At 62.7% G+C, this 25,749-nt stretch carries 26 protein-coding genes; 11 read left to right on the top strand and 15 right to left on the bottom strand.

From position 1 onward, the window contains the following. Positions 1 to 32 precede the first annotated feature (32 nt). Both aroE and hemF read right to left on the bottom strand, forming a co-directional pair. Positions 33 to 854 (bottom strand): shikimate dehydrogenase, encoded by an 822-nt coding sequence (aroE, locus tag PQT43_RS26170; protein ID WP_102881416.1) that lies wholly within the window; start codon positions 852 to 854, stop codon positions 33 to 35. Positions 855 to 947: 93 nt separating this feature from the next. Continuing rightward, positions 948 to 1,865, bottom strand: coding sequence for an oxygen-dependent coproporphyrinogen oxidase (hemF, locus tag PQT43_RS26165; RefSeq protein ID WP_102881415.1), 918 nt, complete (start codon positions 1,863 to 1,865; stop codon positions 948 to 950). Between the two features lie 168 nt (positions 1,866 to 2,033). On the opposite strand from hemF, the gene PQT43_RS26160 reads away from it, so the two are divergent. Next, entirely contained in the window at positions 2,034 to 3,011 is a 978-nt protein-coding gene (locus tag PQT43_RS26160) for an NADPH:quinone reductase (protein WP_102881414.1), read from the top strand. A gap of 64 nt (positions 3,012 to 3,075) precedes the next feature. Here PQT43_RS26160 and PQT43_RS26155 read toward each other — a convergent pair whose 3' ends face one another. Beyond that, complete coding sequence (locus PQT43_RS26155; RefSeq protein ID WP_102862444.1) at positions 3,076 to 3,633, bottom strand: L-threonylcarbamoyladenylate synthase; 558 nt, start codon at positions 3,631 to 3,633, stop codon at positions 3,076 to 3,078. A 54-nt stretch (positions 3,634 to 3,687) separates the two neighbouring features. Continuing rightward, positions 3,688 to 4,794 (bottom strand): DNA-processing protein DprA, encoded by a 1,107-nt coding sequence (gene dprA / locus PQT43_RS26150; protein WP_102881413.1) that lies wholly within the window; start codon positions 4,792 to 4,794, stop codon positions 3,688 to 3,690. Positions 4,795 to 5,193: 399 nt separating this feature from the next. On the opposite strand from dprA, the gene def reads away from it, so the two are divergent. From def to PQT43_RS26125, 5 genes are all read left to right on the top strand, one after another. After that, positions 5,194 to 5,700, top strand: coding sequence for a peptide deformylase (def, locus tag PQT43_RS26145; RefSeq protein ID WP_102862442.1), 507 nt, complete (start codon positions 5,194 to 5,196; stop codon positions 5,698 to 5,700). Between the two features lie 212 nt (positions 5,701 to 5,912). Then, positions 5,913 to 6,872: a methionyl-tRNA formyltransferase gene (gene fmt / locus PQT43_RS26140; RefSeq protein WP_267269164.1), complete on the top strand. Its 960-nt coding sequence runs from the start codon at positions 5,913 to 5,915 to the stop codon at positions 6,870 to 6,872. Beyond that, entirely contained in the window at positions 6,869 to 8,194 is a 1,326-nt protein-coding gene (gene rsmB / locus PQT43_RS26135) for a 16S rRNA (cytosine(967)-C(5))-methyltransferase RsmB (protein WP_110594144.1), read from the top strand. Before fmt ends, rsmB begins: the two co-directional genes overlap by 4 nt. Before the next feature lie 22 nt (positions 8,195 to 8,216). Then, positions 8,217 to 9,590 carry a Trk system potassium transporter TrkA gene (gene trkA / locus PQT43_RS26130; RefSeq protein WP_102862439.1) on the top strand — a complete coding sequence of 458 codons (1,374 nt, stop codon included), beginning with the start codon at positions 8,217 to 8,219 and terminating at the stop codon, positions 9,588 to 9,590. Between the two features lie 106 nt (positions 9,591 to 9,696). Then, positions 9,697 to 10,014 (top strand): tetratricopeptide repeat protein, encoded by a 318-nt coding sequence (locus tag PQT43_RS26125; protein WP_170001370.1) that lies wholly within the window; start codon positions 9,697 to 9,699, stop codon positions 10,012 to 10,014. A gap of 152 nt (positions 10,015 to 10,166) precedes the next feature. Here PQT43_RS26125 and PQT43_RS26120 read toward each other — a convergent pair whose 3' ends face one another. The 3 genes from PQT43_RS26120 to PQT43_RS26110 all read right to left on the bottom strand — a co-directional run bounded on the left by PQT43_RS26120 (position 10,167) and on the right by PQT43_RS26110 (position 11,973). Then, entirely contained in the window at positions 10,167 to 10,406 is a 240-nt protein-coding gene (locus PQT43_RS26120) for a PilZ domain-containing protein (protein WP_092318073.1), read from the bottom strand. A 72-nt stretch (positions 10,407 to 10,478) separates the two neighbouring features. Continuing rightward, entirely contained in the window at positions 10,479 to 11,366 is an 888-nt protein-coding gene (locus PQT43_RS26115) for a lysophospholipid acyltransferase (protein WP_102881409.1), read from the bottom strand. Between the two features lie 43 nt (positions 11,367 to 11,409). Next, positions 11,410 to 11,973 (bottom strand): DNA-3-methyladenine glycosylase I, encoded by a 564-nt coding sequence (locus PQT43_RS26110; RefSeq protein ID WP_272755024.1) that lies wholly within the window; start codon positions 11,971 to 11,973, stop codon positions 11,410 to 11,412. An 81-nt stretch (positions 11,974 to 12,054) separates the two neighbouring features. Here PQT43_RS26110 and glyQ point away from each other — a divergent pair, with 81 nt between their 5' ends. The 4 genes from glyQ to PQT43_RS26090 all read left to right on the top strand — a co-directional run bounded on the left by glyQ (position 12,055) and on the right by PQT43_RS26090 (position 16,463). Next, positions 12,055 to 13,008, top strand: a complete 954-nt coding sequence (gene glyQ, locus PQT43_RS26105) for a glycine--tRNA ligase subunit alpha (protein ID WP_003177094.1) — start codon at positions 12,055 to 12,057, stop codon at positions 13,006 to 13,008. After that, complete coding sequence (gene glyS / locus PQT43_RS26100) at positions 13,005 to 15,059, top strand: glycine--tRNA ligase subunit beta (protein ID WP_102881407.1); 2,055 nt, start codon at positions 13,005 to 13,007, stop codon at positions 15,057 to 15,059. The genes glyQ and glyS overlap by 4 nt, the downstream gene beginning before the upstream one ends. A gap of 17 nt (positions 15,060 to 15,076) precedes the next feature. Further along, positions 15,077 to 15,610: a D-glycero-beta-D-manno-heptose 1,7-bisphosphate 7-phosphatase gene (gene gmhB / locus PQT43_RS26095; RefSeq protein WP_092318060.1), complete on the top strand. Its 534-nt coding sequence runs from the start codon at positions 15,077 to 15,079 to the stop codon at positions 15,608 to 15,610. Positions 15,611 to 15,692: 82 nt separating this feature from the next. Then, the gene (locus PQT43_RS26090; RefSeq protein ID WP_102881406.1) at positions 15,693 to 16,463 is read left to right on the top strand and encodes a lysophospholipid acyltransferase family protein; all 771 of its coding nucleotides are present in this window, start codon (positions 15,693 to 15,695) and stop codon (positions 16,461 to 16,463) included. Positions 16,464 to 16,644: 181 nt separating this feature from the next. On the opposite strand, the gene PQT43_RS26085 is transcribed toward PQT43_RS26090, so the two are convergent. From PQT43_RS26085 to PQT43_RS26075, 3 genes are all read right to left on the bottom strand, one after another. Beyond that, complete coding sequence (locus PQT43_RS26085) at positions 16,645 to 18,963, bottom strand: CHASE2 and HATPase_c domain-containing protein (protein ID WP_272755016.1); 2,319 nt, start codon at positions 18,961 to 18,963, stop codon at positions 16,645 to 16,647. 18 nt (positions 18,964 to 18,981) lie between these two features. Continuing rightward, positions 18,982 to 19,980, bottom strand: a complete 999-nt coding sequence (locus PQT43_RS26080; protein ID WP_102881404.1) for a FecR family protein — start codon at positions 19,978 to 19,980, stop codon at positions 18,982 to 18,984. A gap of 400 nt (positions 19,981 to 20,380) precedes the next feature. After that, positions 20,381 to 20,668 (bottom strand): hypothetical protein, encoded by a 288-nt coding sequence (locus PQT43_RS26075; protein ID WP_110594148.1) that lies wholly within the window; start codon positions 20,666 to 20,668, stop codon positions 20,381 to 20,383. Between the two features lie 232 nt (positions 20,669 to 20,900). On the opposite strand from PQT43_RS26075, the gene PQT43_RS26070 reads away from it, so the two are divergent. Next, complete coding sequence (locus tag PQT43_RS26070) at positions 20,901 to 21,629, top strand: response regulator transcription factor (RefSeq protein WP_102881402.1); 729 nt, start codon at positions 20,901 to 20,903, stop codon at positions 21,627 to 21,629. 27 nt (positions 21,630 to 21,656) lie between these two features. Here PQT43_RS26070 and PQT43_RS26065 read toward each other — a convergent pair whose 3' ends face one another. The 5 genes from PQT43_RS26065 to gyrB all read right to left on the bottom strand — a co-directional run bounded on the left by PQT43_RS26065 (position 21,657) and on the right by gyrB (position 25,747). Continuing rightward, positions 21,657 to 21,977, bottom strand: a complete 321-nt coding sequence (locus PQT43_RS26065) for an immunity protein Imm33 domain-containing protein (RefSeq protein WP_272755014.1) — start codon at positions 21,975 to 21,977, stop codon at positions 21,657 to 21,659. Next, positions 21,974 to 22,459: a DUF4265 domain-containing protein gene (locus PQT43_RS26060; RefSeq protein ID WP_102862428.1), complete on the bottom strand. Its 486-nt coding sequence runs from the start codon at positions 22,457 to 22,459 to the stop codon at positions 21,974 to 21,976. Before PQT43_RS26060 ends, PQT43_RS26065 begins: the two co-directional genes overlap by 4 nt. Positions 22,460 to 22,484: 25 nt before the next feature. After that, entirely contained in the window at positions 22,485 to 22,781 is a 297-nt protein-coding gene (locus PQT43_RS26055; protein WP_272755013.1) for a hypothetical protein, read from the bottom strand. Between the two features lie 22 nt (positions 22,782 to 22,803). Continuing rightward, a complete protein-coding gene (locus tag PQT43_RS26050) occupies positions 22,804 to 23,208 on the bottom strand; it encodes an Imm1 family immunity protein (RefSeq protein ID WP_110594152.1) in 405 nt (134 codons plus the stop codon). Between the two features lie 121 nt (positions 23,209 to 23,329). Beyond that, complete coding sequence (gene gyrB / locus PQT43_RS26045) at positions 23,330 to 25,747, bottom strand: DNA topoisomerase (ATP-hydrolyzing) subunit B (RefSeq protein WP_110594153.1); 2,418 nt, start codon at positions 25,745 to 25,747, stop codon at positions 23,330 to 23,332. Positions 25,748 to 25,749 lie beyond the last annotated feature (2 nt).

Here is a 25,749-nt window from a genome sequence, read left to right as displayed (position 1 = left end):
GCCTTCGCGGGCAAGCCAGTTCCTACGGGGGATTACTGCGCCAACTGGCGGCGCAGTTCGGCCAGCACCGGGGCACTGTCCGGGCGCACGCCGCGCCACAGGTAGAAGGCTTCCGCCGCCTGTTCGGCCAGCATGCCCAAACCATCCAGCACCAGCGCCGCGCCATGTTCACTGGCCCAACGGCAGAACGGCGTCGGCTCCTTGGCGTACATCATGTCGTAGCACACCGTTTTGCCCGGTTCGATCAGGCTGCTGGCAATCGGCGGCAAGTCCCCCGACAGGCTGGCGGAAGTGGCATTGATGATCAGGTCCACCGACTCCTGCAACCAGTCGAAGCCGCTGGCCGACACCGGCCCCAGGTCGGCGAACAGTTCGGCCAGCAACTCGGCTTTTTCCACGGTGCGATTGGCGATCACCACCGACGCCGGCCGCTGCGCCAACAGGGGTTCCAAGGCTCCACGCACGGCGCCACCGGCCCCCAGCAAAAGGATGCGCTTGCCCTTGAGACTGACCCCGGCGTTCACCGTCAGGTCGCGTACCAGTCCGGCGCCGTCGGTGTTGTCTCCCAGCAGAGTGCCGTCCGCTTGCTTGCTCAGGGTGTTCACCGCACCGGCCCGCTGGGCGCGCTCGGTCAGGCTGTCGCACAGGCGATAGGCGTCTTCCTTGAACGGCACGGTGACGTTGGCACCACGGCCCTGGGCGAAGAAATCGCGGGCGGCGCCGGCGAAATCGTCCAGAGGCGCAAGCAGGGTGTTGTATTCCAGTTGCTGGCCGGTCTGCTGGGCGAACAGCCGATGGATCAAGGGTGATTTGCTGTGGCCGATCGGATTACCAAAGACAACGTACTGATCCATCTCTCATCCCATTTGCTCAACACACTGGCAGGAACCGCGTCCGCCTTGAAGGCCTCTTCGCCGGCAAGCCGGCTCCTGCGCAGTGGGTGCGGTTTAGTTGCTGGCGGCCAGCCAGTCGCGGTCTTGCAGGAAGTATTCGGTCAGGCGCGCCTCTTCGCTGCCCGGCTCGGCCTTCCAGTCGTAGCCCCAACGCACTTGCGGCGGCAGCGACATGAGGATCGATTCGGTGCGACCGCCCGATTGCAGGCCGAACAGGGTGCCACGGTCGTAGACCAGGTTGAACTCGACGTAGCGACCGCGGCGGAACTCCTGGAACTCGCGCTGCTGCTCGGTATAGGCGGCAGCCTTGCGGCGCTGGACGATGGGCAGGTAGGCCTCGATGTAGGCATCGCCGATGGCGCGCATGAAGGCGAAGCTGGTGTCGAAGTCCCATTCGTTGAGGTCGTCGAAGAACAGGCCGCCGATGCCCCGCGGTTCGTTGCGGTGCTTGATGTGGAAATAGCTGTCGCACCAGGCCTTGTAGCGCGGGTAGACGTCGGCACCGAAAGGCGCACAGGCGCGCTCGGCAACCCGGTGCCAATGCACGCAGTCTTCTTCATTGCCGTAGTAGGGGGTCAGGTCGAAACCGCCACCGAACCACCAGACCGGCTCTTCACCTTCCTTCTCGGCGATGAAGAACCGCACGTTGGCGTGGGACGTCGGCACATGAGGGTTGTGTGGGTGAATCACCAGGGACACGCCCAGGGCCTCGAAACCCCGGCCGGCCAGTTCCGGACGGTGGGCACTGGCCGAAGGCGGCAGGCCGCTGCCGAACACATGGGAAAAGTTGACCCCACCCTTTTCGATCACTGCACCGTCGCCGATCACCCGGGTGCGTCCGCCACCGCCGGCAGGGCGGGTCCAGGCGTCCTCGATAAAGCGTGCGCCACCGTCTTCGGTTTCCAGTGCAGCGCAAATGCGGTCTTGCAGGTCGAGCAGGTAGGCTTTTACGGCCTCGGTGCGGGTAGTCATGGCATCACCTTGAATCGGGCAAAGCTACGCGGCGCTAGGGATGGAGCAGGGGACGCGCGCAAATGGGCGCGTAGCATAACACCGCGTCGGGGCGCTCCGCAGTTGACGAAGGTCAAGCACAGGAGTCCGATAGAGCACTTTCACGACACGACCAAGGAGAGAGTACAGATGGCCAAACGTATCCAGTTCCGTGCCCATGGCGGCCCCGAAGTACTCGAGTATGTGGATTACCAGCCCGCCGAACCGGGACCACAGCAGGTTCGCGTCAGCAACAAGGCCATCGGCCTGAACTTCATCGACACCTATTTCCGCAGTGGCCTGTATGCCCCACCAGCACTGCCGTCCGGCCTCGGCGCCGAAGGCGCCGGGGTGGTGGAAGCGGTGGGCAGCGCTGTGACGCGCTTCAAGGTAGGTGATCGCGTGGCCTATGGCAGCGGCCCACTGGGCGCCTACAGCGATGTGCATGTACTGCCGGAAGCCAATCTGGTGCATCTGCCAGAGGCCATCAGCTTCGAGCAAGCCGCCGGGGTGATGCTCAAGGGCCTGACCGTGCAGTACCTGCTGCGTCAGACTTATGAACTCAAGGGTGGCGAAACCGTACTGTTTCACGCCGCAGCGGGGGGCGTCGGTTCCCTGGCCTGCCAATGGGCCAAGGCCCTTGGGGTAAAACTGATCGGTACCGTCAGCTCGCCGGAGAAGGCCGCCATTGCCAAAGCCCTCGGCGCCTGGGAAACCATCGACTACAGCCATGAAGACGTCGCCAAGCGCGTGCTGGAACTGACGGATGGCAAGAAGTGCCCGGTGGTGTATGACGGTGTCGGCAAAGACACCTGGCTGACCTCCCTGGATTGCCTGGCACCGCGCGGGCTGATGGTCAGCTTCGGCAATGCCTCGGGAGCGGTGGACGGGGTGAACCTGGGGATTCTCTCGGCCAAGGGCTCGCTGTACGTGACCCGGCCGACCCTGGCCAGCTACGCCAACAATGCCGAGAACCTGCAGCTCATGGCCGACGACCTGTTCGGCATGATTGCCAGCGGCAAGCTGAAGATCGAGATTGGCCAGCGCTTCGCTCTGGCGGACGCGGCCAAGGCCCATATCGAGTTGTCGGCCCGGCGTACTACCGGCTCGACCGTGTTGTTGCCTTAAGCGCTTTCGCCAGCAAGCCGGCTCCTACGGATGTTCATAGGAGACGGCTTGCCGGCGAAGCGGTTCAGGAAGGCCGCACCACCTTGCCGGTGGCCAGATCGCGGATCAGGCTTGGGTTCTTGCGCCCGCCCAGGCTACCGGTGAGCACCAGGTCCAGTTGTCCACGGAAATACTGCTCGATGCGCAGCCGCGTACGCGCCGCCGGCCGCCCCTGGGGATTGGCCGAAGTGGAAATCAACGGCCCCACCAAGGCACAGAGTTCACGGACCAGCGGATGGTCGCTGACCCGCAACGCCACCGTGTCATGCACCCCGGTCACCCACTCCGGCAGCAGGTTCTGATGGGGCACCAGCCAGGTGTTGGGACCCGGCCAGGTGCTGGACATGCGCTCGATCCAGGTATCCGGGAAATCCTCGAAGAGGAAGTCGAACTGGTGGATGTTGTCGGCGATCAGGATCAGGCCCTTGTCCACCGACCGTGACTTGATTGCCAGCAGGCGATCCACCGCCTCTTCATTCCACGGATCGCACCCCAGGCCCCAGACCGCTTCGGTTGGATAGGCAATCACCGCCCCTGCGCGAATCTCTCGTGCGGCTTGCTGCACACGCCAACTGCTGACCATTGCCGAATCTCCAGATAAAAGCTGTGCGCAGTTTACCGATCCTGCCTATAAAACCTAGCTCAGACGCGCAAACCAGCGGCCGTTTTCGTTGACGGCCCGCGCCTCGATTTCCAGCTCGGTCAGTGCCGCCAGCACCCGGGGCAGGGACCAGCCGCTGGCAAGCGCCAGGGCCTCGCTGCTGTGGGGGGCCGCCTGAAGCAGCGCCAACAGCGGATGCTCGCTGGCCTCCAGCGGCGCGGCGGCAGGCGGTGGCAGGTGTTGCCAACCTCTCAGGGTTTCCAGGATGTGCTGCACGCTTTCCACCAGCACCGCGCCATCACGGATCAGTTGATGACACCCCCGGGCACCGGGGTGATGAATCGAACCGGGGATCGCGTACACCTCGCGGCCTTGCTCGGCCGCCAGGCGGGCGGTGATCAGCGAGCCGCTGGCGACACTGGCTTCCACCACCAGCACCCCCAGGGACAAGCCACTGATGATCCGGTTGCGCCGGGGGAAGTGCTCCGGACGTGGGCCAGTGTCCAGGGGGAACTCGGAAATCACTGCGCTGCCCTGCTCGATCATCGCCCTGGCCAAGGCCCGATGCCGCTGTGGATAACATTTTTCCAGGCCCGTGCCCAACACCCCCACGGTACGCCCACCCACGTCCAGGGCCGCCTGGTGCGCAGCGCCATCGATCCCCAGGGCCAGGCCGCTGGTGATCACGAATCCGGCGGCGGCCAGACTCCGGGAAAACGCCGCGGCCGTGTCCAGTCCCGGACGCGAAGCCCGACGGCTGCCCACCAGCGCCAGCTGCGGTCGTTGAAGAATCGACGGATCGCCGGCCACGAACAACAGCGGTGGCGCATCCTCCAATTGCGCCAGCAGCGGGGGATAGTCGGGCTGGTCCCACATCAGCAAATGCTGGGCCTGGTTGTCTATCCAGGCCAGTGCGCGGCGGGCGCCTTCCCGGACTTCGACACTGCGCCGGGCATCGGTACAGGCCGTCGGCAGACCCAGGGAGTGCCAGGCGCTGGCCGGAGCACTGAGGGCCTTGGAGGCTGAACCGAAGGCCTGGAGCAAACGCCCAAAGCGCATGGCGCCCAGGGCGGGCAGGCCATGCAAACGTAAACGGGCTTCCAGTTCCGCGGGGGAAATGGCGGCACTGATCGAGTGCGACATGGATCATCCTTGATCGTCATCGGTCCGGCGAAAGCCGGAACAAGCTGTGGATAAGTCTGTTGGTAACTTGTTGAGGAAAGGTTTCCTGCTGCGCCAGGGAGATGCCCTGCCGAGGTCGGTCTTGCTCTGCCCAACCACCCGTGCAGCCAACCGCAAGCACGCCAATCAGGCCTGACGCAGCCGCTTGCAGGTCCGACCGATGGCGGTCCAGCCCAATAGCAGCAGGGCGAACAGACATTTCCTCAGGGGCTGAATCCCTTTATTATGTGCGTTCGCGTAAAACGCCAGAGCCTGCGCGGCTCGCTCCTTTGCAGAGCACGTTTTGCATCGGCGGCCCAGGTCCAGGACCTGCCAGGACGCCGACTCCGCCCTTACTTCACACGTGTAGCAATTACGCTTATGGCCATTTTAAACATCCTCGAATTCCCCGATTCGCGCCTGCGCACTATCGCCAAACCCGTGGCCGTAGTGGACGACGAAGTGCGTCAGTTGGTCGATGACATGTTTGAAACAATGTATGAGGCCCCAGGCATTGGTCTGGCGGCGACCCAGGTCAACGTGCACAAACGCGTCGTGGTCATGGACCTGTCCGAAGATCGCAGCGAGCCCCGGGTATTCATCAACCCCGAGTTCGAAGCCCTGACCGACGAGATGGACCAGTATCAGGAAGGCTGCCTTTCGGTGCCGGGTTTCTACGAGAACGTCGACCGTCCGCAGCGCGTCAAGATCAAGGCCCTGGACCGCGACGGCCAGCCCTATGAGCTGATCGCCGAAGGTTTGCTGGCGGTGTGCATCCAGCACGAATGCGACCACCTCAACGGCAAGCTGTTCGTCGACTACCTGTCCACGCTCAAGCGTGACCGGATCAAGAAGAAGCTGGAAAAGCAGCATCGCCAGCAGGCTTGATGACCGTCTTGCAAAGGCTTGCCAAGCAGGCTGAGTGAAAACGTCGCGAGTGAGAGCAAGACAAGGCAAAAACAGGCGAGGAAGCGGAGTTTAGGCCCCTAAATGAGCATTCCGAGCCTGTTTTTAACGCAGTCTTGCCGAACGCAGCAGTTTTCACACAGCCTGCACGGCAAGCCTTTTTCTTTTCCGAATGTTTAACATCGAGAATTCCCATGACTGAGCCACTGCGCATCGTCTTTGCCGGCACCCCCGAATTCGCCGCCGAACACCTCAAGGCCCTGCTCGACAGCCCTCACCAGATTGTCGCGGTCTACACCCAGCCGGACCGTCCGGCGGGGCGCGGGCAGAAGCTGATGCCAAGCCCGGTCAAACAGCTGGCCCTGGAGCACCAGATCCCGGTGCTGCAACAGCCCACCCTACGCAATGCCGAGGCCCAGGCCGAGCTGGCGGCGCTCAAGCCGGACCTGATGGTGGTGGTGGCCTACGGCCTGATCCTGCCTCAAGTGGTGCTGGATATTCCGCGTCTTGGCTGCATCAACAGCCACGCCTCCCTGCTGCCGCGCTGGCGCGGTGCCGCGCCGATCCAGCGCGCCGTAGAAGCCGGCGACGAGGCCAGCGGCGTGACCGTGATGCGCATGGAAGCCGGCCTGGACACCGGGCCGATGCTGCTCAAGGTCAGCACCCCAATCAGCGCCCAGGACACCGGCGGCAGTCTGCACGACCGCCTGGCCGAGCTGGGCCCGCCGGCAGTGCTGCAAGCCATCGAAGGCCTGGCCGCCGGCACCCTGGAAGGCGAAATCCAGGACGACAGCCTGGCGACCTACGCCCACAAGCTGAACAAGGATGAAGCGCGCATCGACTGGAATCGCCCGGCCGTGGAGCTGGAGCGCCTGGTCCGGGCCTTCAATCCCTGGCCGATCTGCCACAGCACCCTCAATGGCGAAGCCCTGAAAGTCCTGGCAGCCACCCTGGCCGAAGGCCGTGGCGCCCCGGGCGAGATCATCGGCGCCAGCAAGGACGGCCTGATCGTCGCCTGCGGTGAACAGGCGCTGTGCCTGACCCGTCTGCAACTGCCCGGGGGCAAAGCGCTGAACTTCAGCGACCTGTTCAACAGCCGCCGCGAGAAATTCGCCATCGGCACCGTCCTCGGCCAGACGGCGGACGCCCAATGAACCCGCGCCTGGCCGCCGCCAAGGCCCTGACCGCGGTCCTCAACGGCAAGGCCTCGCTCAACAGCTCGCTGCCGGTCCAGCTGGACAAGGTCGAGGTCCGTGATCGCGGCTTCACCCAGGACCTGGCGTTCGGTACCGCACGCTGGCAGCCGCGGTTGTCGGCGCTGGCGGCCAAGCTGCTGCAGAAGCCGTTCAAGGCCGCCGATGCCGATGTCGAGGCGCTGTTGCTGGTGGGTCTCTATCAGTTGCTCTACACCCGGGTGCCGGCCCACGCCGCCATCGGCGAAACCGTGGGCTGCGCCGACAAGTTGAAAAAGCCCTGGGCCAAGGCTCTGCTCAACGCCGTGCTGCGCCGCGCCCAGCGTGAAAGCGAGGCCCTGTTGGCCGAGCTGGAACATGATCCGGTGGTGCGCACCGCCCACCCACGCTGGCTGCAGAAGTCCCTCAAGGCCTTCTGGCCCGAGCAATGGGAAGCCATCTGCGCCGCCAACAACGCTCACCCGCCGATGATCCTGCGGGTCAATCGCCGTCATCACTCCCGGGATGCCTACCTGAAGCTGTTGAGCCAAGCGGGGGTTGCGGCCAAGGCCTGCGTCTACAGCCAGGACGGCATCGTCCTCGACGAAGCCGGTGATGTGCGCAGCCTGCCGGGCTTTGCCGAAGGCTGGGTCAGCGTCCAGGACGAAGCCGCGCAACTGGCTGCCGATCTGCTGGAACTGGCCCCGGGGCAACGGGTGCTGGATGCCTGCTGCGCCCCGGGCGGCAAGACCTGCCACATCCTCGAAGTGCAGCCGCAATTGGCTGGCGTGGTGGCGGTGGACCTGGAAGCCAAGCGCCTGGTGCGAGTGCGAGAAAACCTCGACCGCCTGGGGCTCGATGCCCAGCTGATTGCCGCCGACGGCCGGGATACCCAGGCCTGGTGGGACGGCCAGCCGTTCCAGCGCATCCTGCTGGACGCTCCCTGCTCGGCCACCGGGGTGATTCGTCGCCACCCGGATATCAAACTCACTCGCCAAGCCGAAGACATCGCCGCCCTGGCGCAATTGCAAGGCGAACTGCTGGACGCCCTGTGGCAGACCCTGGAAGTGGGCGGCATCCTGCTCTACGCCACCTGCTCGACCCTGCCCACCGAGAACACCGAAGTGATCGAGGCCTTCCTGTCCCGCACCCCGGGAGCTCGTGAGTTGGACATCGGCGGCCAACTGGGGCAGCCTGCGGCCGGCCTCAAGCAGCCCCACGGACGCCAGTTGCTGGCACAAGAGGGCGGCCACGACGGCTTCTATTACGCCAAACTGATCAAGATCGCCGCAGCTCGCGGCTAAACGGTTTTAAGGGAGTGACTGGATGAAAATCATCATCCTCGGCGCCGGGCAAGTGGGTGGCACGCTGGCGGAACACCTGGCCAGCGAAGCCAACGACATCACCGTGGTCGACACCGACGGCGAACGCCTGCGCGACCTCGGCGACCGCCTGGACATCCGCACCGTGCAGGGCCGCGCCTCGTTCCCGACGGTGCTGCGCCAGGCCGGCGCCGACGACGCCGACATGCTGGTGGCGGTGACCAACAGCGACGAGACCAACATGGTTGCCTGCCAGGTCGCCCACACCCTGTTCCACACCCCGACCAAGATCGCCCGGGTGCGCGAAGCCGCCTACCTGACCCGCGCCGGGCTGTTCGACAACGACGCGATCCCGGTGGACGTGCTGATCAGCCCCGAGCAGGTGGTCACCAACTACATCAAGCGTTTGATCGAACACCCCGGCGCCCTGCAGGTGATCGACTTCGCCGAAGGCAAGGCGCAACTGGTGGCGGTCAAGGCCTATTACGGCGGGCCGCTGGTGGGCCAGCAACTGCGCCAGCTGCGCGAGCACATGCCCAATGTCGATACCCGGGTGGCGGCGATCTTCCGTCGCGACCGGCCGATCATGCCCAAGGGCGATACGGTGATCGAGGCCGACGACGAAGTGTTCTTCATCGCTGCCAAGGCCCACATCCGCGCGGTGATGAGCGAGATGCGCCGCCTGGAAGAGTCCTACAAGCGCATCGTCATCGCCGGTGGCGGGCAGATCGGCGAGCGCCTGGCCGAGGCCATCGAAAGCCGCTATCAGGTGAAGATCATCGAGATGAACCCGGCCCGCTGCCGCTACCTGTCCGACACCCTGGACAGCACCGTGGTGCTGCAGGGCAGCGCCTCGGACCGCGATCTGCTGCTGGAAGAGAACATCGCCGACGCCGATATCTTCCTGGCCCTGACCAACGACGACGAGGCCAACATCATGTCCTCGCTGCTGGCCAAGCGCCTGGGGGCGAAGAAGGTCATGACCATCATCAACAACCCGGCCTATGTCGACCTGATCCAGGGCGGCGATATCGACATTGCCATCAGCCCGCAACTGGCCACCATCGGCACCCTGCTGGCCCACGTGCGCCGCGGCGATATCGTCAGCGTGCACTCCCTGCGCCGTGGCGCGGCGGAAGCCATCGAGGCCATCGCCCACGGCGACGCCAAGTCGAGCAAGGTGATCGGCCGCGCCATCGAGAGCATCGGCTTGCCGCCGGGCACCACCATCGGCGCGATCATTCGCGATGAAGAAGTGCTGATCGCCCACGACGACACGGTGATCGAAGCCGGCGACCACGTGATCCTGTTCCTTGTGGATAAAAAGCACATTCGCGACGTGGAGAAACTGTTCCACGTCGGCCTGAGCTTCTTCTGATCAACCACTGTGTAGCCGCTGCCGCAGGCTGCGATCGACTGCACCGCAGGCGCTGCCCTTGCGCAGCCTGCGGCAGCGGCTACATGAGCCCACAGGAGTGACAACGATGCTTGAATCGCTGGAAAAAATGCTCGCCAAGGGTGTGGATAACGCCTTGCTGCGCTTTGGCCTGGGCAAGGGCTATCTGGACCAGGGCGATTTCGCCAAGGCCGCCGAGCACCTGCAGCACTGCGTGAGTTTCGATCCCAAGTATTCGGCGGCCTGGAAGCTGCTGGGCAAGGCTTGCCAGGGACAGGGCGACCTGGCGGCGGCGCGTCAGGCCTGGGAACAGGGCCTGGAAGCGGCCCGGGGGCATGGCGACAAACAGGCAGAAAAGGAAATGACCGTGTTCCTGAAAAAACTCGATCGCCAGTCTCAAGGCTGACCTCTATCCCCTGTAGCCGCTGCCGAAGGCTGCGAACGGCCCGCAGGGACGCAAAGATCTTGAGACGACACAGGTTCGGCTGGAGATCGCCAAGCAAGGCCCTTCGGTCCTTTTCCCAGCCTCGCGGGCTCGGCAGCGGCTACAGGACGATTTCACAGGTAGCGCAGGGCGATCCCTTCCGCGTCCGCCTGGACCACTTCCATGCGCACCCTGGGCGCCGCCGCCGGCAAGCCCTGCACCTGGCCATAGACCACCGCGCCCTTGGGCAACTGCGCCAGGACCGGGCTTTGCACATAGACGCCACTGGCAGACAGGTTGCGAGTCTGCCCCAGGCATTCGCCAATGCTCTCGTGGGAAATCTTGATGCGAAACGACTTGCGGTGCTCGGACATCTTCTGCGCCCTTGTTGTGTGTGCTGTGGATAACGCCCTACGCGAAGTTATCCACAGATCGTGCCAGCTCGGTCAGTACCAGCGTGCCTCACCCGGCGGGCGCTTCTTGAAGCGTTTCATGCTCCACATGTACTGGCTCGGGTAAGCCCCGACATAGCGTTCGACCACCTTGCTCATGGCCGCACAGGAGGTTTCGGTGTCGGTGCTGTACATGTCGTCCGGGGCCGCTTCGAGGATCACCTTGTAGCCCGAACCATCCGGCAGGCGCAGGGCGTGAAGGAACACCCCCACGGCCTTGCCGCCGGCCAGCATGTTCGGCACGAACTTGCTGGTCAGCGCCTGGGTGGCGAAGAAGGGCACGAAGATCCCGGCGGATTCGGCCGGTTCCGGGTCGGCGGGAATGCCCACCGCACCGCCTTTGCGCACTTCCTTGATGACGCTGAGGATGCCTTCCTTGGTGGAGGCGGCCACGCGGTTGCCCAGTTGCACCCGCTGCTTGCGCAGCAGCTCGTCCACGGCCTTGAGCTTGGGCGGACGATAGAAAATGATCGGTTTGCACTGGCTGCAATAGAAGTGGTTGAGCACTTCCCAGTTGCCCAGGTGGCTGGTGATGCCGACCACGCCCTTGCCCGAGGCCAGGGCGTCCTTGAGTACGTCCAGGCCCTCGACCTCCCGCACCAGAGCAATGGAGCGCTCCGCCGGCCAGATCCAGGCGCAAGCGCTTTCGGTCAGGGACTTGCCGATGTCTTTCAGGCTCTGTCCCACCAGACGCTCGCGCTCGGCGGGGTCCATCTGTGGAAAACATTTGGCCAGGTTGATGCGCACCACGTCGCGGGAGCGATTGGGGGTCTTCCACATGATCCAGCCGATGGCCGCGCCGACCGCCTGCACCGCGCGCCAGGGCAGCAGGGCAAACAACCGCAGAGCGCCCACCAGCAGGGCGCCTTTGAACTTATCCACAAATGACTCCTGATCTGTCGGTCTGAAGCGTGTCGCGAGCCGGCTATTCTAACCGCGCGTTGGAGAGGATGGCGTAACGATCACAGTCGCGGGTGTGATCCATGACCATGCCCGAAGCCTGCATCAGCGCGTAGCAGATGGTCGGGCCGACGAAGGTGAAACCGGCTTTCTGCAGGCCGCGGCTCATGGCTTCGGCCTCCGGGGTCACCGCCGGCACTTCGCTGCGGTCCCGGAAATGATTGATCTTGGGCACACCACCGACGAAGGACCAGAGAAAGGCCACCGGGTCTTCCAGCTCCAGCCAGGCCTGGGCATTGCGCCGGGCGGCGTTGAGCTTGAGGCGGTTGCGGATGATGCCGGGGTCCTGCATCAGGTCCTCGATCTCGGCGTCGCTCATCTGCGCCACGCGCTGCACATCGAAGTCGAACAGCACCTGGCGATAGCGCTCGCGCTTCTTCAGCACGGTGATCCAGGACAGCCCGGCCTGGAACCCTTCGAGCAATAACAACTCGAACAGACGCTGCCCATCGCGCAGCGGCACGCCCCACTCCTGATCGTGATAAGCCATGTACAGCGGATCGTCGGAACACCAAAAGCAGCGTGGCATAAGGCTCCAGGGGGCGTGCGCAGGACTGAATCGGGTATACTCCCGCTCCTTAAATCGCAGCCCAAGTAACAGGTGAATTTCGTGAGCCAGCCTACGCCAGCCGTGCGTACCTTCCAAGACTTGATCCTCGCCCTCCAGCAGTACTGGGCCGAGCAAGGTTGTGTGGTACTTCAGCCCTACGATATGGAAGTAGGCGCCGGCACTTTCCACACCGCCACATTCCTGCGGGCCATTGGCCCGGAAACCTGGAACGCCGCTTATGTGCAGCCCAGTCGTCGCCCGACTGACGGCCGCTACGGCGAAAACCCCAACCGCCTGCAGCACTACTATCAGTTCCAGGTGGTCTTGAAGCCCAACCCGGAGAACTTCCAGGAGCTGTACCTGGGTTCCCTGAAGCACGTGGGCCTGGACCCGCTGGTGCACGACATCCGCTTCGTCGAGGACAACTGGGAATCGCCGACCCTGGGCGCCTGGGGCCTGGGCTGGGAAGTCTGGCTCAACGGCATGGAAGTGACTCAGTTCACCTACTTCCAGCAGGCCGGTGGCATCGAGTGCTACCCGGTGACCGGCGAAATCACCTACGGCCTGGAACGCCTGGCCATGTACCTGCAGGGCGTGGACTCGGTGTACGACCTGGTCTGGGCCGACGGCCCGTTCGGCAAGGTCACCTATGGCGATGTGTTCCACCAGAACGAAGTGGAGCAGTCGACCTACAACTTCGAACACGCCAACGTCGAGAAGCTGTTCGAACTGTTCGATTTCTACGAAAGCGAGGCCAAGCGCCTGATCGAGCTGGATCAGCCGCTGCCGCTGCCGAGCTATGAAATGGTCCTCAAGGCCTCGCACACCTTCAACCTGCTGGATGCACGCCGGGCGATCTCGGTGACTGCGCGTCAGCAGTACATCCTGCGTGTGCGCACCCTGGCGCGTTCCGTGGCGCAAGCCTACCTGCTGGCTCGCGCCAAGCTGGGCTTCCCCATGGCGACCCCGGACCTGCGTGATGAAGTGTTGGCTAAGTTGGAGGCGGCACAATGAGTGCGCAAGATTTTCTGGTTGAACTGGGCACTGAAGAACTGCCACCCAAAGCCCTGAACACCCTGGCCGAAGCCTTCCTGGCCGGCATCGAGAAAGGCCTGCAGAGCGCCGGCCTGAGCTTTCAGGCCAAGCATGTCTACGCCGCGCCACGGCGCCTGGCGGTACTGATCACCCAGCTGGACACCCAGCAGCCGGATCGCAGCATCAACCTCGACGGCCCACCACGCCAGGCGGCCTTCGATGCTGAAGGCAACCCGACCCAGGCGGCCCTGGGTTTTGCCAAGAAGTGCGGCGTCGAACTCAGCGAGATCGACCAGAGCGGCCCGAAACTGCGCTACAGCCAGAGCATCAAGGGCAAGCCGACCGCCAGCCTGCTGCCGACCATCGTCGAAGATTCCCTGAACGACCTGCCGATTCCCAAGCGCATGCGCTGGGCCGCGCGCAAGGAAGAGTTCGTGCGTCCGACCCAATGGCTGGTGATGCTGCTGGGTGACGACGTCATCGACTGCACCATCCTGGCCCAGAAGGCCGGTCGCGACTCCCGTGGTCACCGCTTCCACCACCCGCAAAGCGTGCGCATCACCTCGCCGGCCAACTACCTGGCCGACCTGCGTGCCGCCTACGTGCTGGCCGACGCCAACGAGCGCCGCGAGCTGATCAGCAAGCGCACCGCGGAACTGGCGACCCTGCAGGAAGGCACGGCGATCGTCCCGGCGGACCTGCTGGACGAAGTGACCGCCCTGGTGGAATGGCCAGTGCCACTGGTGTGCTCGTTCGAGGAACGTTTCCTCGAAGTGCCCCAGGAAGCCCTGATCACCACCATGCAGGACAACCAGAAGTACTTCTGCCTGCTGGACGTGGACGGCAAGCTGCTGCCGCGCTTCATCACCGTGGCCAACATCGAGAGCAAGGACCCGCGCCAGATCATCGAGGGCAACGAGAAAGTCGTGCGCCCACGCCTGACCGACGCCGAGTTCTTCTTCAAGCAGGACAAGAAGCAGAAGCTCGAAGACTTCAACCTGCGCCTGCAAAACGTAGTGTTCCAAGAAAAACTCGGCAGCGTCTACGACAAGGCCGAGCGGATTTCCAAGCTGGCCGCCTTCATTGCCCCGCGCATTGGCGGCGACGCCCAGCGCGCCGCCCGTGCCGGCCTGCTGTCCAAGTGCGACCTGGCCACCGAAATGGTCGGCGAGTTCCCGGAGATGCAAGGCATCGCCGGCTACTACTACGCCCTCAATGACGGCGAGCCGGAAGACGTGGCCCTGGCCCTCAACGAGCAGTACATGCCGCGTGGCGCCGGCGCCGAGCTGCCAAGCACCGTGACCGGTGCCGCCGTGGCCATCGCCGACAAGCTGGACACCCTGGTGGGGATCTTCGGCATTGGCATGCTGCCCACCGGCAGCAAGGACCCCTACGCCCTGCGTCGCGCGGCCCTGGGCGTGCTGCGTATCCTCATCGAGAAGAAGTTCGACCTCGACCTGAACGACGCCGTGGCCTTCGCCGTCAGCGCCTTCGGCAGCAAGGTCAAGGCCGCCGGCCTGGCCGACCAGGTGCTGGAGTTCATCTTCGACCGCCTGCGTGCCCGTTACGAAGACGAAGGCGTGGATGTGGCCACCTACCTGTCGGTACGTGCCCTGAAGCCGGGCTCGGCCCTGGACTTCGACCAGCGCGTGCAAGCCGTGCAGGCCTTCCGCAAGTTGCCGGAAGCTGCCGCCCTGGCCGCGGTGAACAAGCGCGTGTCGAACCTGCTGAGCAAGATCGAAGGCAATGTGCCGACCACCGTCGAAGCCAAGTACTTCGACAACGCCAACGAGTTCTCCCTGTACTCGGCAATCCAGCAGGCGGACCAGGCTGTACAGCCGATGGCCGCGGCGCGTCAGTATAGCGAGACCCTGGCCCGCCTGGCCGCCCTGCGCGAGCCGGTGGACGCCTTCTTCGAGGCGGTGATGGTCAATGCCGAGGACGCCAAGGTGCGGGCCAACCGCTATGCGCTGCTGGCGCGTCTGCGGGGCCTGTTCCTGGGTGTGGCGGACATTTCGGTACTGAGCTGATCAGGTAAGGAACTGCTGTGAAACTGCTGATACTCGACCGTGACGGCGTGATCAATCACGACTCCGATGCCTACATCAAATCGGTGCAGGAGTGGATTCCAATCCCCGGCTCGATCGAAGCCATTGCGCAGTTGAGCAAGGCCGGCTGGACGGTGGCGGTCGCCACCAACCAGTCCGGCATCGCTCGCGGCTACTACGACCTGGCCACCCTCGACGCCATGCATGCGCGCCTGCGCGAGCTGGTGGCGGAGCAGGGCGGCGAGGTCGGGCTGATCGTCTATTGTCCCCACGGCCCCGACGAAGGGTGCGCCTGTCGCAAACCGAAACCGGGCATGCTGCGGACCATTGCCGAGCATTACCAGGCAGAACTGACAGGTCTATGGTTTGTCGGTGACAGTCTCGGTGACCTGGAGGCCGCAAAAGCCGTCGACTCTCAGCCAGTATTGGTAAAGACCGGGAAAGGCGAAAAGACCCTGGGGAAAACCCTGCCGGTAGGCACCTTGATTTTTGACGACCTGGCGGCCGTTGCCGCTGAACTTATCCACAATTAGGCCCCTTCTGGCATCCTGACCAAGGACTGTTCGGGAGAGCGCTTTTTAACAGGCGGGCATGCCCGCAATGGTAAATGCCGCTATGTCGATCCTGCAGGCCATCAGAACCTTCTTCTTTTACCTGCTGTTGGGCACCAGTTCCTTGCTGTGGTGCTCCCTGAGCTTTTTTATCGCGCCGTTCCTGCCCTTCAAGGCGCGCTACCGCTTTATCAACGTCTACTGGTGTCGCTGCGCGCTGTGGCTGACCAAGGTATTTCTGAACATTCGCGTGGAAGTGAAGGGCGCTGAAAACGTCCCCGAGCGGCCCTGCGTGATCGTCTCCAATCACCAGAGCACCTGGGAGACCTTCTTCCTCTCGGCCTACTTCGAGCCTCTGAGCCAGGTCCTCAAGCGTGAGTTGCTGTATGTGCCGTTCTTCGGCTGGGCCATGGCCATGCTGCGCCCCATCGCCATCGACCGCGACAACCCCAAGGCGGCCCTCAAGCAAGTGGCGAGCAAGGGCGACGAACTGCTCAAGGACAATGTCTGGGTGCTGATCTTTCCGGAAGGCACTCGCGTGCCCTATGGCACCGTCGGCAAGTTCTCCCGCAGTGGCAGTGCCCTGGCGGTAAACGCCGACCTGCCGGTGCTGCCAGTGGCCCACAACGCCGGCAAGTTCTGGCCGAAGACCGGTTGGGCCAAGCGGCCCGGTACCATCACCGTGACCATTGGCGCGCCGATGTACGCCGAAGGCAGCGGCCCACGCGCCATCGCCGAGCTCAACGACCGGGTTGCCGCCTGGAATGAACAGGCCCAGCGAGATATGGGCTCATTGCCACCATTGGCGACTTCCACGGATAAGGTTGCTGTATGAGCTTCTGTGGATAACCTGTGTACGACTATTCGTACAACGGCTGAAATCGACCTATAAATCACTGATTTATATGTATATTTCCCAAGCTCATAAAATGTGGAAAAACGTGCATAAGTTTTACCGCAGCCAAAAAAACCGGCCTTGATGCCGGTTTTTTTTCGCCTGGAATATCCCCGCGCCCTTATTCCTCCAACAAGGGCAGCTCAAGGATGAAACAGGAACCCTGGCCCACCTCGCTGCGGCAGCTGATCCGCCCTTGATGCCGGTCCACCACCGCCTTGACCATGGACAGTCCCAGGCCCAGGCCGTCGATGCCCTTGGCCGAGGCAAACCGCTGGTACTGACCAAACAACAGGGGCAGTTCCTGGGCCGCAATGCCCCGGCCCTGGTCGATGATTTCGCAACGCAGCCAGCCCTCGGCACAGCTCACCCGAACATTGACGGTGGAATTCGCCGGGCTGTACTTGATGGCGTTTTCCAGCAGATTGAACAGGGCCCGGGTCAGCAGCGGCTGATCCGCCAGGACCATGCTCTCGCCTTCCTCATCCAGGTCGTGCACCAGGTGGATATGCTTCAACTGGGCCAGGGTCGTGGCCTGGTCGAAGGCGTCCAGGACCAGCATGGCAAACATGCTCGGCGCAAACTGATAGGCCTCCGACTCGGCCTTGGCCAATTGCACGAATGCCTCGGTCAGCCCCAGGGCTCGACGCACCTGCTGCTCGATCTGGCTGTAGACCTGCCTGGGCGGCGATGGCTGGCGGCTCTGCACGTCCAGCAGCGCAAGGATCGCCGAATGGGGCGTGCGCAGGTCATGGGAAAGAAAACGCAGCAATACGCCCCGTTGCTGTTCGGCGTCCCGCTCGACGCTGAGGTCGGTGAGGCTCAACAACCAACCGATGGCGTTGTCACTGTCCACCGGCAGCAGCGGCGCCAGTTCCATGCGCAGGCTGCGTTGCTGAATGTCGCGAAACTCCAGCACCGTCAGTTGCTCAAGCCTGGGATACAGCGCAGGTTCCGTCAGGCCCGGATAGCCCAGGGCGGCCAATTGCGCGATCAAGGGCTGCCCGACCAGTGAGTGGGCGAACACTTCCCGGGCATTGCGATTGGCCAGCAGAATCTTGCCGTCCGGGTCGCTGATCAGGGTCGCCACCGGCAAGTACTCCAAGCCGTCGGCGATAAAGCGCCGGGTATCCCGGGTCCGGCTCAGGGCCTGTTCCAGGGCAACGATCTGCCCTTGCAGCACATCACCGGCGGGGGTCTGGCCACGACGGCGCTCCGGCAACACCTTGGGCTCGTTGTCCAGGCGCTCCAGCTCCCAACCGAAATAGGCCAGGATCACGCTGAGCCGACGCCAGTTCCAGATCAGGTACGCCAGCAGCATGCCCAGCAGGCTGGCCACCGGCGACCACCAGTAGCCCAAGCGCAGCATCAGCACCGATCCCAACAGGGCCAGGCCCATGCAGCCCAGGGTTATCCACAAGGCGTGGCGCGGACGCCACAGCAACAATCCGAGCAAGGCTGCGGTCAGGGCCATGGACCACAGCATCCCCGGCCACTGGCCCAGGGCGACGATGCTGCGATGCTGCAACAGGCCATTGAGCAGGTTGGCCTGGATCTCCACGCCCGGGGTGGTGCCCTGGCTGCCGGATTGCGGGGTGACATAACGGTCGCCCAGCCCCGGGGCGGTGGACCCCACCAGGATCAGCCGGTCACGCAGCAACTCGGCAGGCACCTCGCCACGCAGCACGCTGACATAGGGCACGCTGGGAAAGCCCGCCGCCTTGTCGATAAAGGCAATACGTACCGGGTTGGCTCGCAGCCAGCCCCTGCTGATCTGCGCAGTCGCGGGGCCCGGCATCAGCGACGACAGCGGATCGGCTTCGGTGAGCTGATAGAGCAACCAGGTCAGTTGCGCCCGCGGTGCCTGCTGCGGACCTTCGCGCAGGTAGACGCTGCGCACGGTGCCGTCGGCATCCGCTTGCGCATTGATATGCCCCAGGCCCCGAGCACAGTGGCGCAACACCGACACCGGTGGGATCTCCTCCAGGTCCTGGCCATAGCGAGCAACCCCCTCGCGCAGCACCGGCAGGAACACCGTGCCGGAGCGACACAGGGCGGCGGCCAACTGCGTGTCGTTTTCTACAGTGCTGCCGGGTTCGCTGAGGATCACATCGAACAGCACGCCTTTGACCTTGGCGTCCGTCAGCCGGTCCAGCAACTGTCCATGGAGCGCCCGTGGCCAGGGCCAGCGTCCCAGTTGCTGCAGGCTGTAGTCGTCGATGGTCACCAACAGAATGCGCGGGTCTACCGGCAGCGGGGTAAAACGTCGCAGGTTGTCATAGAACAGGTTGTTCAAAGCCAGGCCGTGGCTCAGGGACAGTAAGGCAGTCAGGGGCAGAAGAATCAGGCCAACCCACAACCATTCACGTACCAGGCGGCGAAACAGGCGCTGGGCCTGGGTCGGTTCACGGCCGTTGGCCCTTTGCTTCCAGAGACTCATCGGCGGCCCGCCGACGGGTTATTGAACACGAGTGGTCCTGGGGTAGTAGAAGATGTCATAGACCCCGGTTTCTCCTTCCAGGCCATGCTCGTCGAACGCCGAGAGCCGTACATGATAGAAAAACGCCTTCAGGCCAGTGAAGTTCACTTCCGGGGTGCTGGAGAACTGTTCTTGCTTGATGTTGAGGAAACCCTTGTCGGTGGCCACCTGTGCCCGATAGCGACGGGCACCCGGCAAAGGTTGCAGGATCAGCTGCCAGACGGGCAGGGCGCCGGTTTGTCCGGCCTGCCCCAGCAGCCGGGGCGCGGCCAGCAGTTCCACTGGTTTGAGCTCGCCCTGCTTCTGAATGCGCAAACCCTGGCGCGCCATGACCTGGACTTCCCCTGGCCGCGGACCTGCAGGTTTATCCACAACGCGCTTGCCGGAACGTCGAGCAGCCTTGCTCGGCGGCTCGTCTTCGCGGCTCACCGCCACCTGGCCGTTGAGCACCTCCACCAGGGATTGCTGATCGTCATTACGCACCCGGAAATGAGTCCCTCGTACCCCCAACACGCCCACGGGGGTCACGATCTGGAAGCGGTCGTGGTCGCTGTTGCGCTTGATCACATAGGACTCGATCTGGCCCTGTTCCAGGACCACCTGAGGAATGCTGTATTGCGTATTGAGTTGCAGGGTGATCTGGGAACTGGAGGGCAACACCACTCGCGAACCATCCCCAAGGGACAGGCTGACGAAAGCCGATGGCGAAGTTTTCACCCCTTCTTTCTCATCGATGCTCATGCCTTCTTCCAGGGCCACCTCGCGGCCCTTGGCATCCAGTTTCCAGGCATCACCCGTCAGATGCTCGACGGTAGCCGGCAAGGGCTGGCCACGGCATTGCTGGTTGTCATCTATATAGGGAAGGCGTTGCGGGGCAGCCTGCACGGCGCACGATGGCAGGATCAGACCCGCTAGCAGCAATGCGGCGCACGCCACCTGCAACCGGCCAATGGACGGAGAAGGGCAGAGGTCATTCATGAATATGCTTTGAGCCTTTGGGAAAACCACGGCGAAATCCTACGCACCATACCTGAGGCAGCGCGTGGGCAGAAAGCCGGACGCTGCGCGGCGTCGCCCAGAGGAGAGAGGACGAGTCGGAACCGGGAGGGAAGCGCACAGGGAGCGAAGAAAGTGACACGTCCCTGTGTCGGAACCGAGGCGACAGGTCGCCCGGCCCAAAGTCCTGAGGAGGCACTCCCTGTATTCCCCTTCAACGACGCACGCAAGCGCGCGTTGTGCCGCCAGCCTGGCGGTTGACACTCCCTGTGTCGGAGCACTTCCAGGTGCCCCCGTGTGCCACTCAGCGAGGAGCAATGTAACGCTGGCCGAGAGGCTGCGACGGATTTGCAATATTTGTTCAGAATCATCGCCCCGCCTGCTAAAAGACCCAGCGTGGTGCAGGTGCCTGCCAATCCGCAGGCAGGGCTGTTCTGCCCAGTACCGGTTCGGCATCCAGGGTCAGGCGGGTTTCATGGCTGTCGGGCGAGGCCAGTGTCGAGTAAACCTCGGCCTTGGCCGCCTCACAGCAGGAAGCGGATGGCGACGGCAAGACGTTGGCACTGATCCCCAGATAAGCCGCCAGCATCAAACTGACCAGGCGCAGCGGATCATCGCCGCTGAACATTCTGACCAACGCGACCTGGCCTTTGCTGAACATGTTCCCCATGGTTCTTTTCCTTGCTTGAGCGAGCCGGTATCGTGCTGCTGCGATAGCCCCCCAGGCACCCGTGCTCCAGGTGCCTTACCGGCTATTTGATATCAGCGTACCGAGGGAGCAGGGGCTCAAGAGCAATTCGCCATAATTGTTCAGAATCAGCCAAGGCACCTAAACTTCCCCCAGCCTGAAGCCGCTGGATCTGCGTCTCAGGTGCTCTTCGAACCATAAGGAACTGCCTGGCATGCGTGTCGCGATACTGGATGACGAACCCGCAGAACTGGCACGGGTGGAACAGACACTGCGAGAAATTCCCGGCCCCGGTGAAGCCGCCTGGTCCCTGCATCGCTTCGAACGGGGCGAAGACCTGCTACGCCAACTCCGGCGGGAAACCTTCGACCTGCTGATTCTCGACTGGCAAGTACCGGACCTCAGCGGTCTGTCGTTGCTGCGCTGGACCCGCGAGCACATGGACTCGCCTCCGGCGGCCATCATGCTCACCAGCCGTGATGCCGAGAGCGATATCGTCCAGGCCCTGAACACCGGCGCCGATGACTACCTGAGCAAGCCTTTTCGTCCCAACGAACTCAAGGCCCGGGTCAACGCAGTGCTGCGCCGCCACGGCCTGCAGCGCAGCAACAGCGAGGAGGTCCTGACCTTCAATGACTTGAGTTTCGATGACGCCGAACTGACCGTCACTCGTGCCGGTGCCCCCATCAGCCTGACCGAGCGCGAATACCGCCTGGCCCGCTGCCTGTTCGCCAACCTGGGCCGGCCGCTGTCCCGGGAGTACCTGTACGAACGGTTCTGGACCCACGAGGAAATCATTTCCTCGCGGCCCCTGGATACCCACATCTACCGTCTGCGCAACAAGCTCGGACTGACCGCGGACCGTGGCTGGCAGTTGCTGACGATCTACGGTTACGGCTACCGGCTGGAAAGTGTCGCGTCGCCTGACGAGCAGGGCAACTGACTGCTTGCCGTCAAAAGCGGCTTGAAATCACTGCGGGTCCTGCCAGACATCTTCATAGCCGACGCGGTCGATGATGAAACGCGTCCCGCTCGGCAGATACAGGTAATCGATCACCTCCGGCAGCAGCTCGTGCAGATGCTCGGCGCACAGCGGCTGGTAGAAATCCACGGCTGTGGAATGTTCGCCGCAGTGGATAAACCAACTGATCGTGCCGTTCTCCGGCAACTCGACCCGGGTACCATAGATGGGCGACTGCGCCAGGGAACCGGTGGCCAGTGCAATCATCGGCTCCGGTGCCTGGGGGGCTAGATCGTAGCGCTCACAGATAAGCTGCTGTCTTTCGTTCATTGCTCCAGCCACCAATTGAGCAAGGTCTCGTCATCGGTGTCATCGAGGTTTTTATAGATGTTGGCGTAGTACCACTCGATGCCCGTGGTCTCGCGGAAGCGGTTGAAGAACCGGGCGATGTTGTCCATGCCGTTTCGCGCCGGCACCGACAGTGTCAGATTGCCCTTGTAGCGCCCGTCGAGCATCCCGCCCAATTCGCTCGCCACATCCGCCGCCAGGGCAACGATATGTTCTTCAGGAATGTGATCCGCATAAATGTGGATGCAGAAGTTGCCACCTCGCTTGAGCACCACGGCGGGGGCCTGGGGGTCCTTGATCGAAATGATGTCGCCCTTGGCCAGGTTCAGCGTCAGCCCCGGTGAGTAGAGAATCTCGTAACTGTCCTCATCGAGCCGCCGGACATGCAGCGGCTCATAGACCGGGCCGTGGCTGTTCTGCCCCGCAACAACCCGGATCGATATTTCCTGGTTTTCATCATCCATAACAAATTTCCGAGCGATTGCTGTTTTAAAAAAAGGGTGAAAAGAGCCTGGCCGGGCCCAGCCGCCGCTCGAAGAACAATGACGACTCACCGCGCTGGGCAAAATCCAGCGTGGTTTTTTCATGGCATTGAAACAGGTTGGGCAGCCCAGTGATCAGACTGGGCACTAGAATGAATCGGTCCCACAGCACCTGTGACTCTGCCTGATCAAACAGCACAACGCGCTGTTTGTCGTCAGCACCCAGACCACAATCTGCGGCATTGAAACGCCAGGCGATGGGGAAGCGTGCTTCATCGCATAGGTGGCTGCTTGTACCTGCCAAGGTCAACGTCCTTACTGTCCAGTTAGCCTTCCACTTCCCAGGCCAGATCGGGATCAGCCGAGCCATAGGCCGAGAAATAAGCCAGGGCCTGTCTCGCTCGCTCTTTAACCACACACTGATACCGAGGGTAACTGCCGGACTGGCCGCCCGCGACCAATTCAACCCGCTGATCGTCAGGACTGTCTGCGCTGAGCAGGGTCTGCAACGATTGGTCGACGTCCTGGGCAATAAAGACCACATACTGATCGGCCGCACCGCCCCCGATATGCATCAGGGTCTCGTCGCTGAAGAAAAAAACCGTCGAGCTGAAAGCCTTTCCGTCCAGGCGGTTGAGCGCGGACAGCACCTGCGTCGAGTCGGGGTTCAACCACTCATGGGTGTGGCAACGATTACCGGCATATTCATCTTCAATGATTTTCTTGAGCATTCGCCATGACTGCCTTGTCCGGATAAAAACGTAAATCGTTATGGATGAGGGATTGAACAATCTGCCAATAAAAAAGGCCAACGCAAGCGTCGGCCTTTTTATTTTCAGCTGTGTCCCTGGATCAGAAGTCCAGGTTGGACACCGCCAGGGCGTTGCTTTCGATGAAGTCGCGACGTGGCTCGACCGCATCACCCATCAGGGTGTTGAAGATCTGGTCGGCGCCGATGGCGTCTTCGATGGTCACCTTAAGCATGCGGCGCATGCTTGGGTCCATGGTGGTTTCCCACAGTTGGTCAGGGTTCATCTCGCCCAGACCTTTGTATCGCTGGATGGTGTGGCGCTTGGTGCTTTCCGCCATCAGCCAGTCCAGGGCTTCCTTGAACTCGGTGACCGCTTTCTTGCGTTCGCCGCGCTGCACATACGCGCCTTCGTCCAGCAGGGTGCTCAGTTGAGCGCCCAGGGAAACGACGGTCTTGTAGTCGTTGCTGCCGAAGAAGTCGCGGTTGAAGGTGACGTAGTTGGACAGGCCGTGGGAGATCAGCTCGACCTCTGGCAGCCAGACATTACGCTCACGGTCTTCCCGCAGGCTGGCCTTGTAGACCAGGCCCGACTTCTCGGAGGTGCGCAGGCGGGCGTCGTACTTGGCCAGCCAATCCTGCATGGCGGCGTGATCGGACAGTTGCTCCATGGTCACGGCCGGCAGGTAGATGAAGTGCTCGGTCAGTTCCTGCGGGTACAGGCGCGACAGGCGCTTGAGGGTCTTCATCACCATGCGGAAATCGTTGACCAGGCGCTCCAGCGCCTCGCCGGAGATCCCTGGAGCTTCGTCGTTCAGGTGCAGGCTGGCATCTTCCAGAGCCGACTGGGTCATGTAGTCTTCCATGGCCTCGTCGTCTTTGATGTACTGCTCTTGCTTGCCTTTCTTGACCTTGTACAGCGGCGGCTGGGCGATGTAGATGTAGCCGCGCTCGATCAGCTCCGGTAACTGACGGAAGAAGAAGGTCAGCAGCAGGGTACGGATGTGCGAACCGTCAACGTCAGCATCGGTCATGATGATGATGTTGTGATAACGCAGCTTGTCGATGTTGTACTCTTCGCGGCCGATGCCGCAGCCCAGCGCGGTGATCAAGGTGCCGACCTCTTGCGAGGAGATCATCTTGTCAAAGCGCGCCTTCTCGACGTTGAGGATCTTGCCCTTGAGCGGCAGGATCGCCTGGGTCTTGCGGTTGCGTCCCTGCTTGGCGGAACCGCCAGCAGAGTCACCTTCCACCAGGTAGAGTTCGGACAGGGCAGGGTCCTTTTCCTGGCAGTCCGCCAGTTTGCCCGGCAGGCCGGCGATATCCAGCGCGCCTTTACGACGGGTCATTTCACGGGCTTTACGCGCCGCTTCACGAGCACGAGCAGCGTCGATCATCTTGCCCACCACCAACTTGGCTTCGTTGGGGTTTTCCAGCAGGAAGTCGGAGAAGTACTTGCCCATTTCCTGTTCGACAGCGGTCTTCACTTCGGAAGACACCAGCTTGTCCTTGGTCTGGGAGCTAAACTTAGGGTCCGGCACCTTCACCGAGATGATCGCGGTCAGGCCTTCACGAGCGTCGTCACCGGTGGTGGCAACCTTGTGCTTCTTGGCCAGGCCTTCGGCTTCGATGTAGGTGTTCAGGTTACGGGTCAGGGCCGAACGGAAGCCCACCAGGTGGGTGCCGCCGTCGCGCTGAGGAATGTTGTTGGTGAAGCACAACAGGTTCTCGTTGAAGCTGTCGTTCCACTGCAGAGCGATTTCCACGCCAATGCCGTCTTCACGCTGGACGTTGAAGTGGAACACCTGGTTGACCGCTGTCTTGTTGGTGTTCAGGTATTCAACAAACGCCCGCAGGCCACCTTCGTACTTGAACAGCTCTTCCTTGCCGCTGCGCTCATCCTTGAGGATGATGCCGACACCAGAGTTGAGGAAGGACAGTTCACGAATCCGCTTGGCCAGGACGTCCCAGCTGAAGTGGATGTTCTTGAAGGTTTCAGCCGAAGGCTTGAAGTGGATCTGGGTACCGGTGGTTTCGCTGTCGCCAACGATCTTCATCCGCTCTTGCGGAACACCGTGGACATAGGTCTGTTCCCAGATCTTGCCGCTGCGGCGCACAGTGAGGATCAGCTCTTCGGACAGGGCGTTCACTACCGATACACCTACGCCGTGCAGACCGCCGGATACCTTGTAGGAGTTATCGTCGAACTTACCGCCGGCGTGGAGCACGGTCATGATGACCTCTGCCGCCGAGACGCCTTCTTCTTTATGCACATCTACCGGGATACCGCGACCGTTGTCGCGAACGGTGATGGATTCATCCGGGTGGATGATGATGCTGATGTCGTCGCAATGACCGGCCAGCGCTTCGTCGATGGAGTTGTCGACCACCTCGAACACCATGTGGTGCAGACCGCTGCCGTCATCGGTGTCGCCAATGTACATACCGGGACGTTTGCGTACGGCATCCAAACCTTTCAGCACCTTGATGCTGGTCGAGTCGTACGTATTTTCTTCGCTCATGC

Source organism: Pseudomonas sp. BLCC-B112 (assembly GCF_028550695.1).
Classification (GTDB): Bacteria; Pseudomonadota; Gammaproteobacteria; order Pseudomonadales; family Pseudomonadaceae; genus Aquipseudomonas; species Aquipseudomonas danubii.
The sequence above is the reverse complement of the archived record's forward strand: the minus strand, read 5'-3'. Positions and strand labels throughout refer to the sequence as shown.

Bases quoted from the DNA above. Each gene is read 5' to 3' on its own strand.
- PQT43_RS26080 (WP_102881404.1), bottom strand. From the start codon at position 19,980: ATGAATGACCTCTGCCCTTCTCCGTCCATTGGCCGGTTGCAGGTGGCG.
- rsmB (WP_110594144.1), top strand. From the start codon at position 6,869: ATGAACCCGCGCCTGGCCGCCGCCAAGGCCCTGACCGCGGTCCTCAAC.
- trkA (WP_102862439.1), top strand. From the start codon at position 8,217: ATGAAAATCATCATCCTCGGCGCCGGGCAAGTGGGTGGCACGCTGGCG.
- PQT43_RS26110 (WP_272755024.1), bottom strand. From the start codon at position 11,973: ATGCCACGCTGCTTTTGGTGTTCCGACGATCCGCTGTACATGGCTTAT.
- PQT43_RS26090 (WP_102881406.1), top strand. From the start codon at position 15,693: ATGTCGATCCTGCAGGCCATCAGAACCTTCTTCTTTTACCTGCTGTTG.
- PQT43_RS26070 (WP_102881402.1), top strand. From the start codon at position 20,901: ATGCGTGTCGCGATACTGGATGACGAACCCGCAGAACTGGCACGGGTG.
- def (WP_102862442.1), top strand. From the start codon at position 5,194: ATGGCCATTTTAAACATCCTCGAATTCCCCGATTCGCGCCTGCGCACT.
- PQT43_RS26060 (WP_102862428.1), bottom strand. From the start codon at position 22,459: ATGGATGATGAAAACCAGGAAATATCGATCCGGGTTGTTGCGGGGCAG.
- gyrB (WP_110594153.1), bottom strand. From the start codon at position 25,747: ATGAGCGAAGAAAATACGTACGACTCGACCAGCATCAAGGTGCTGAAA.
- aroE (WP_102881416.1), bottom strand. From the start codon at position 854: ATGGATCAGTACGTTGTCTTTGGTAATCCGATCGGCCACAGCAAATCA.
- PQT43_RS26075 (WP_110594148.1), bottom strand. From the start codon at position 20,668: ATGGGGAACATGTTCAGCAAAGGCCAGGTCGCGTTGGTCAGAATGTTC.
- hemF (WP_102881415.1), bottom strand. From the start codon at position 1,865: ATGACTACCCGCACCGAGGCCGTAAAAGCCTACCTGCTCGACCTGCAA.
- PQT43_RS26120 (WP_092318073.1), bottom strand. From the start codon at position 10,406: ATGTCCGAGCACCGCAAGTCGTTTCGCATCAAGATTTCCCACGAGAGC.
- PQT43_RS26125 (WP_170001370.1), top strand. From the start codon at position 9,697: ATGCTTGAATCGCTGGAAAAAATGCTCGCCAAGGGTGTGGATAACGCC.
- glyS (WP_102881407.1), top strand. From the start codon at position 13,005: ATGAGTGCGCAAGATTTTCTGGTTGAACTGGGCACTGAAGAACTGCCA.
- PQT43_RS26065 (WP_272755014.1), bottom strand. From the start codon at position 21,977: ATGAACGAAAGACAGCAGCTTATCTGTGAGCGCTACGATCTAGCCCCC.
- PQT43_RS26160 (WP_102881414.1), top strand. From the start codon at position 2,034: ATGGCCAAACGTATCCAGTTCCGTGCCCATGGCGGCCCCGAAGTACTC.
- PQT43_RS26085 (WP_272755016.1), bottom strand. From the start codon at position 18,963: ATGAGTCTCTGGAAGCAAAGGGCCAACGGCCGTGAACCGACCCAGGCC.
- PQT43_RS26050 (WP_110594152.1), bottom strand. From the start codon at position 23,208: ATGCTCAAGAAAATCATTGAAGATGAATATGCCGGTAATCGTTGCCAC.
- PQT43_RS26155 (WP_102862444.1), bottom strand. From the start codon at position 3,633: ATGGTCAGCAGTTGGCGTGTGCAGCAAGCCGCACGAGAGATTCGCGCA.
- dprA (WP_102881413.1), bottom strand. From the start codon at position 4,794: ATGTCGCACTCGATCAGTGCCGCCATTTCCCCCGCGGAACTGGAAGCC.
- fmt (WP_267269164.1), top strand. From the start codon at position 5,913: ATGACTGAGCCACTGCGCATCGTCTTTGCCGGCACCCCCGAATTCGCC.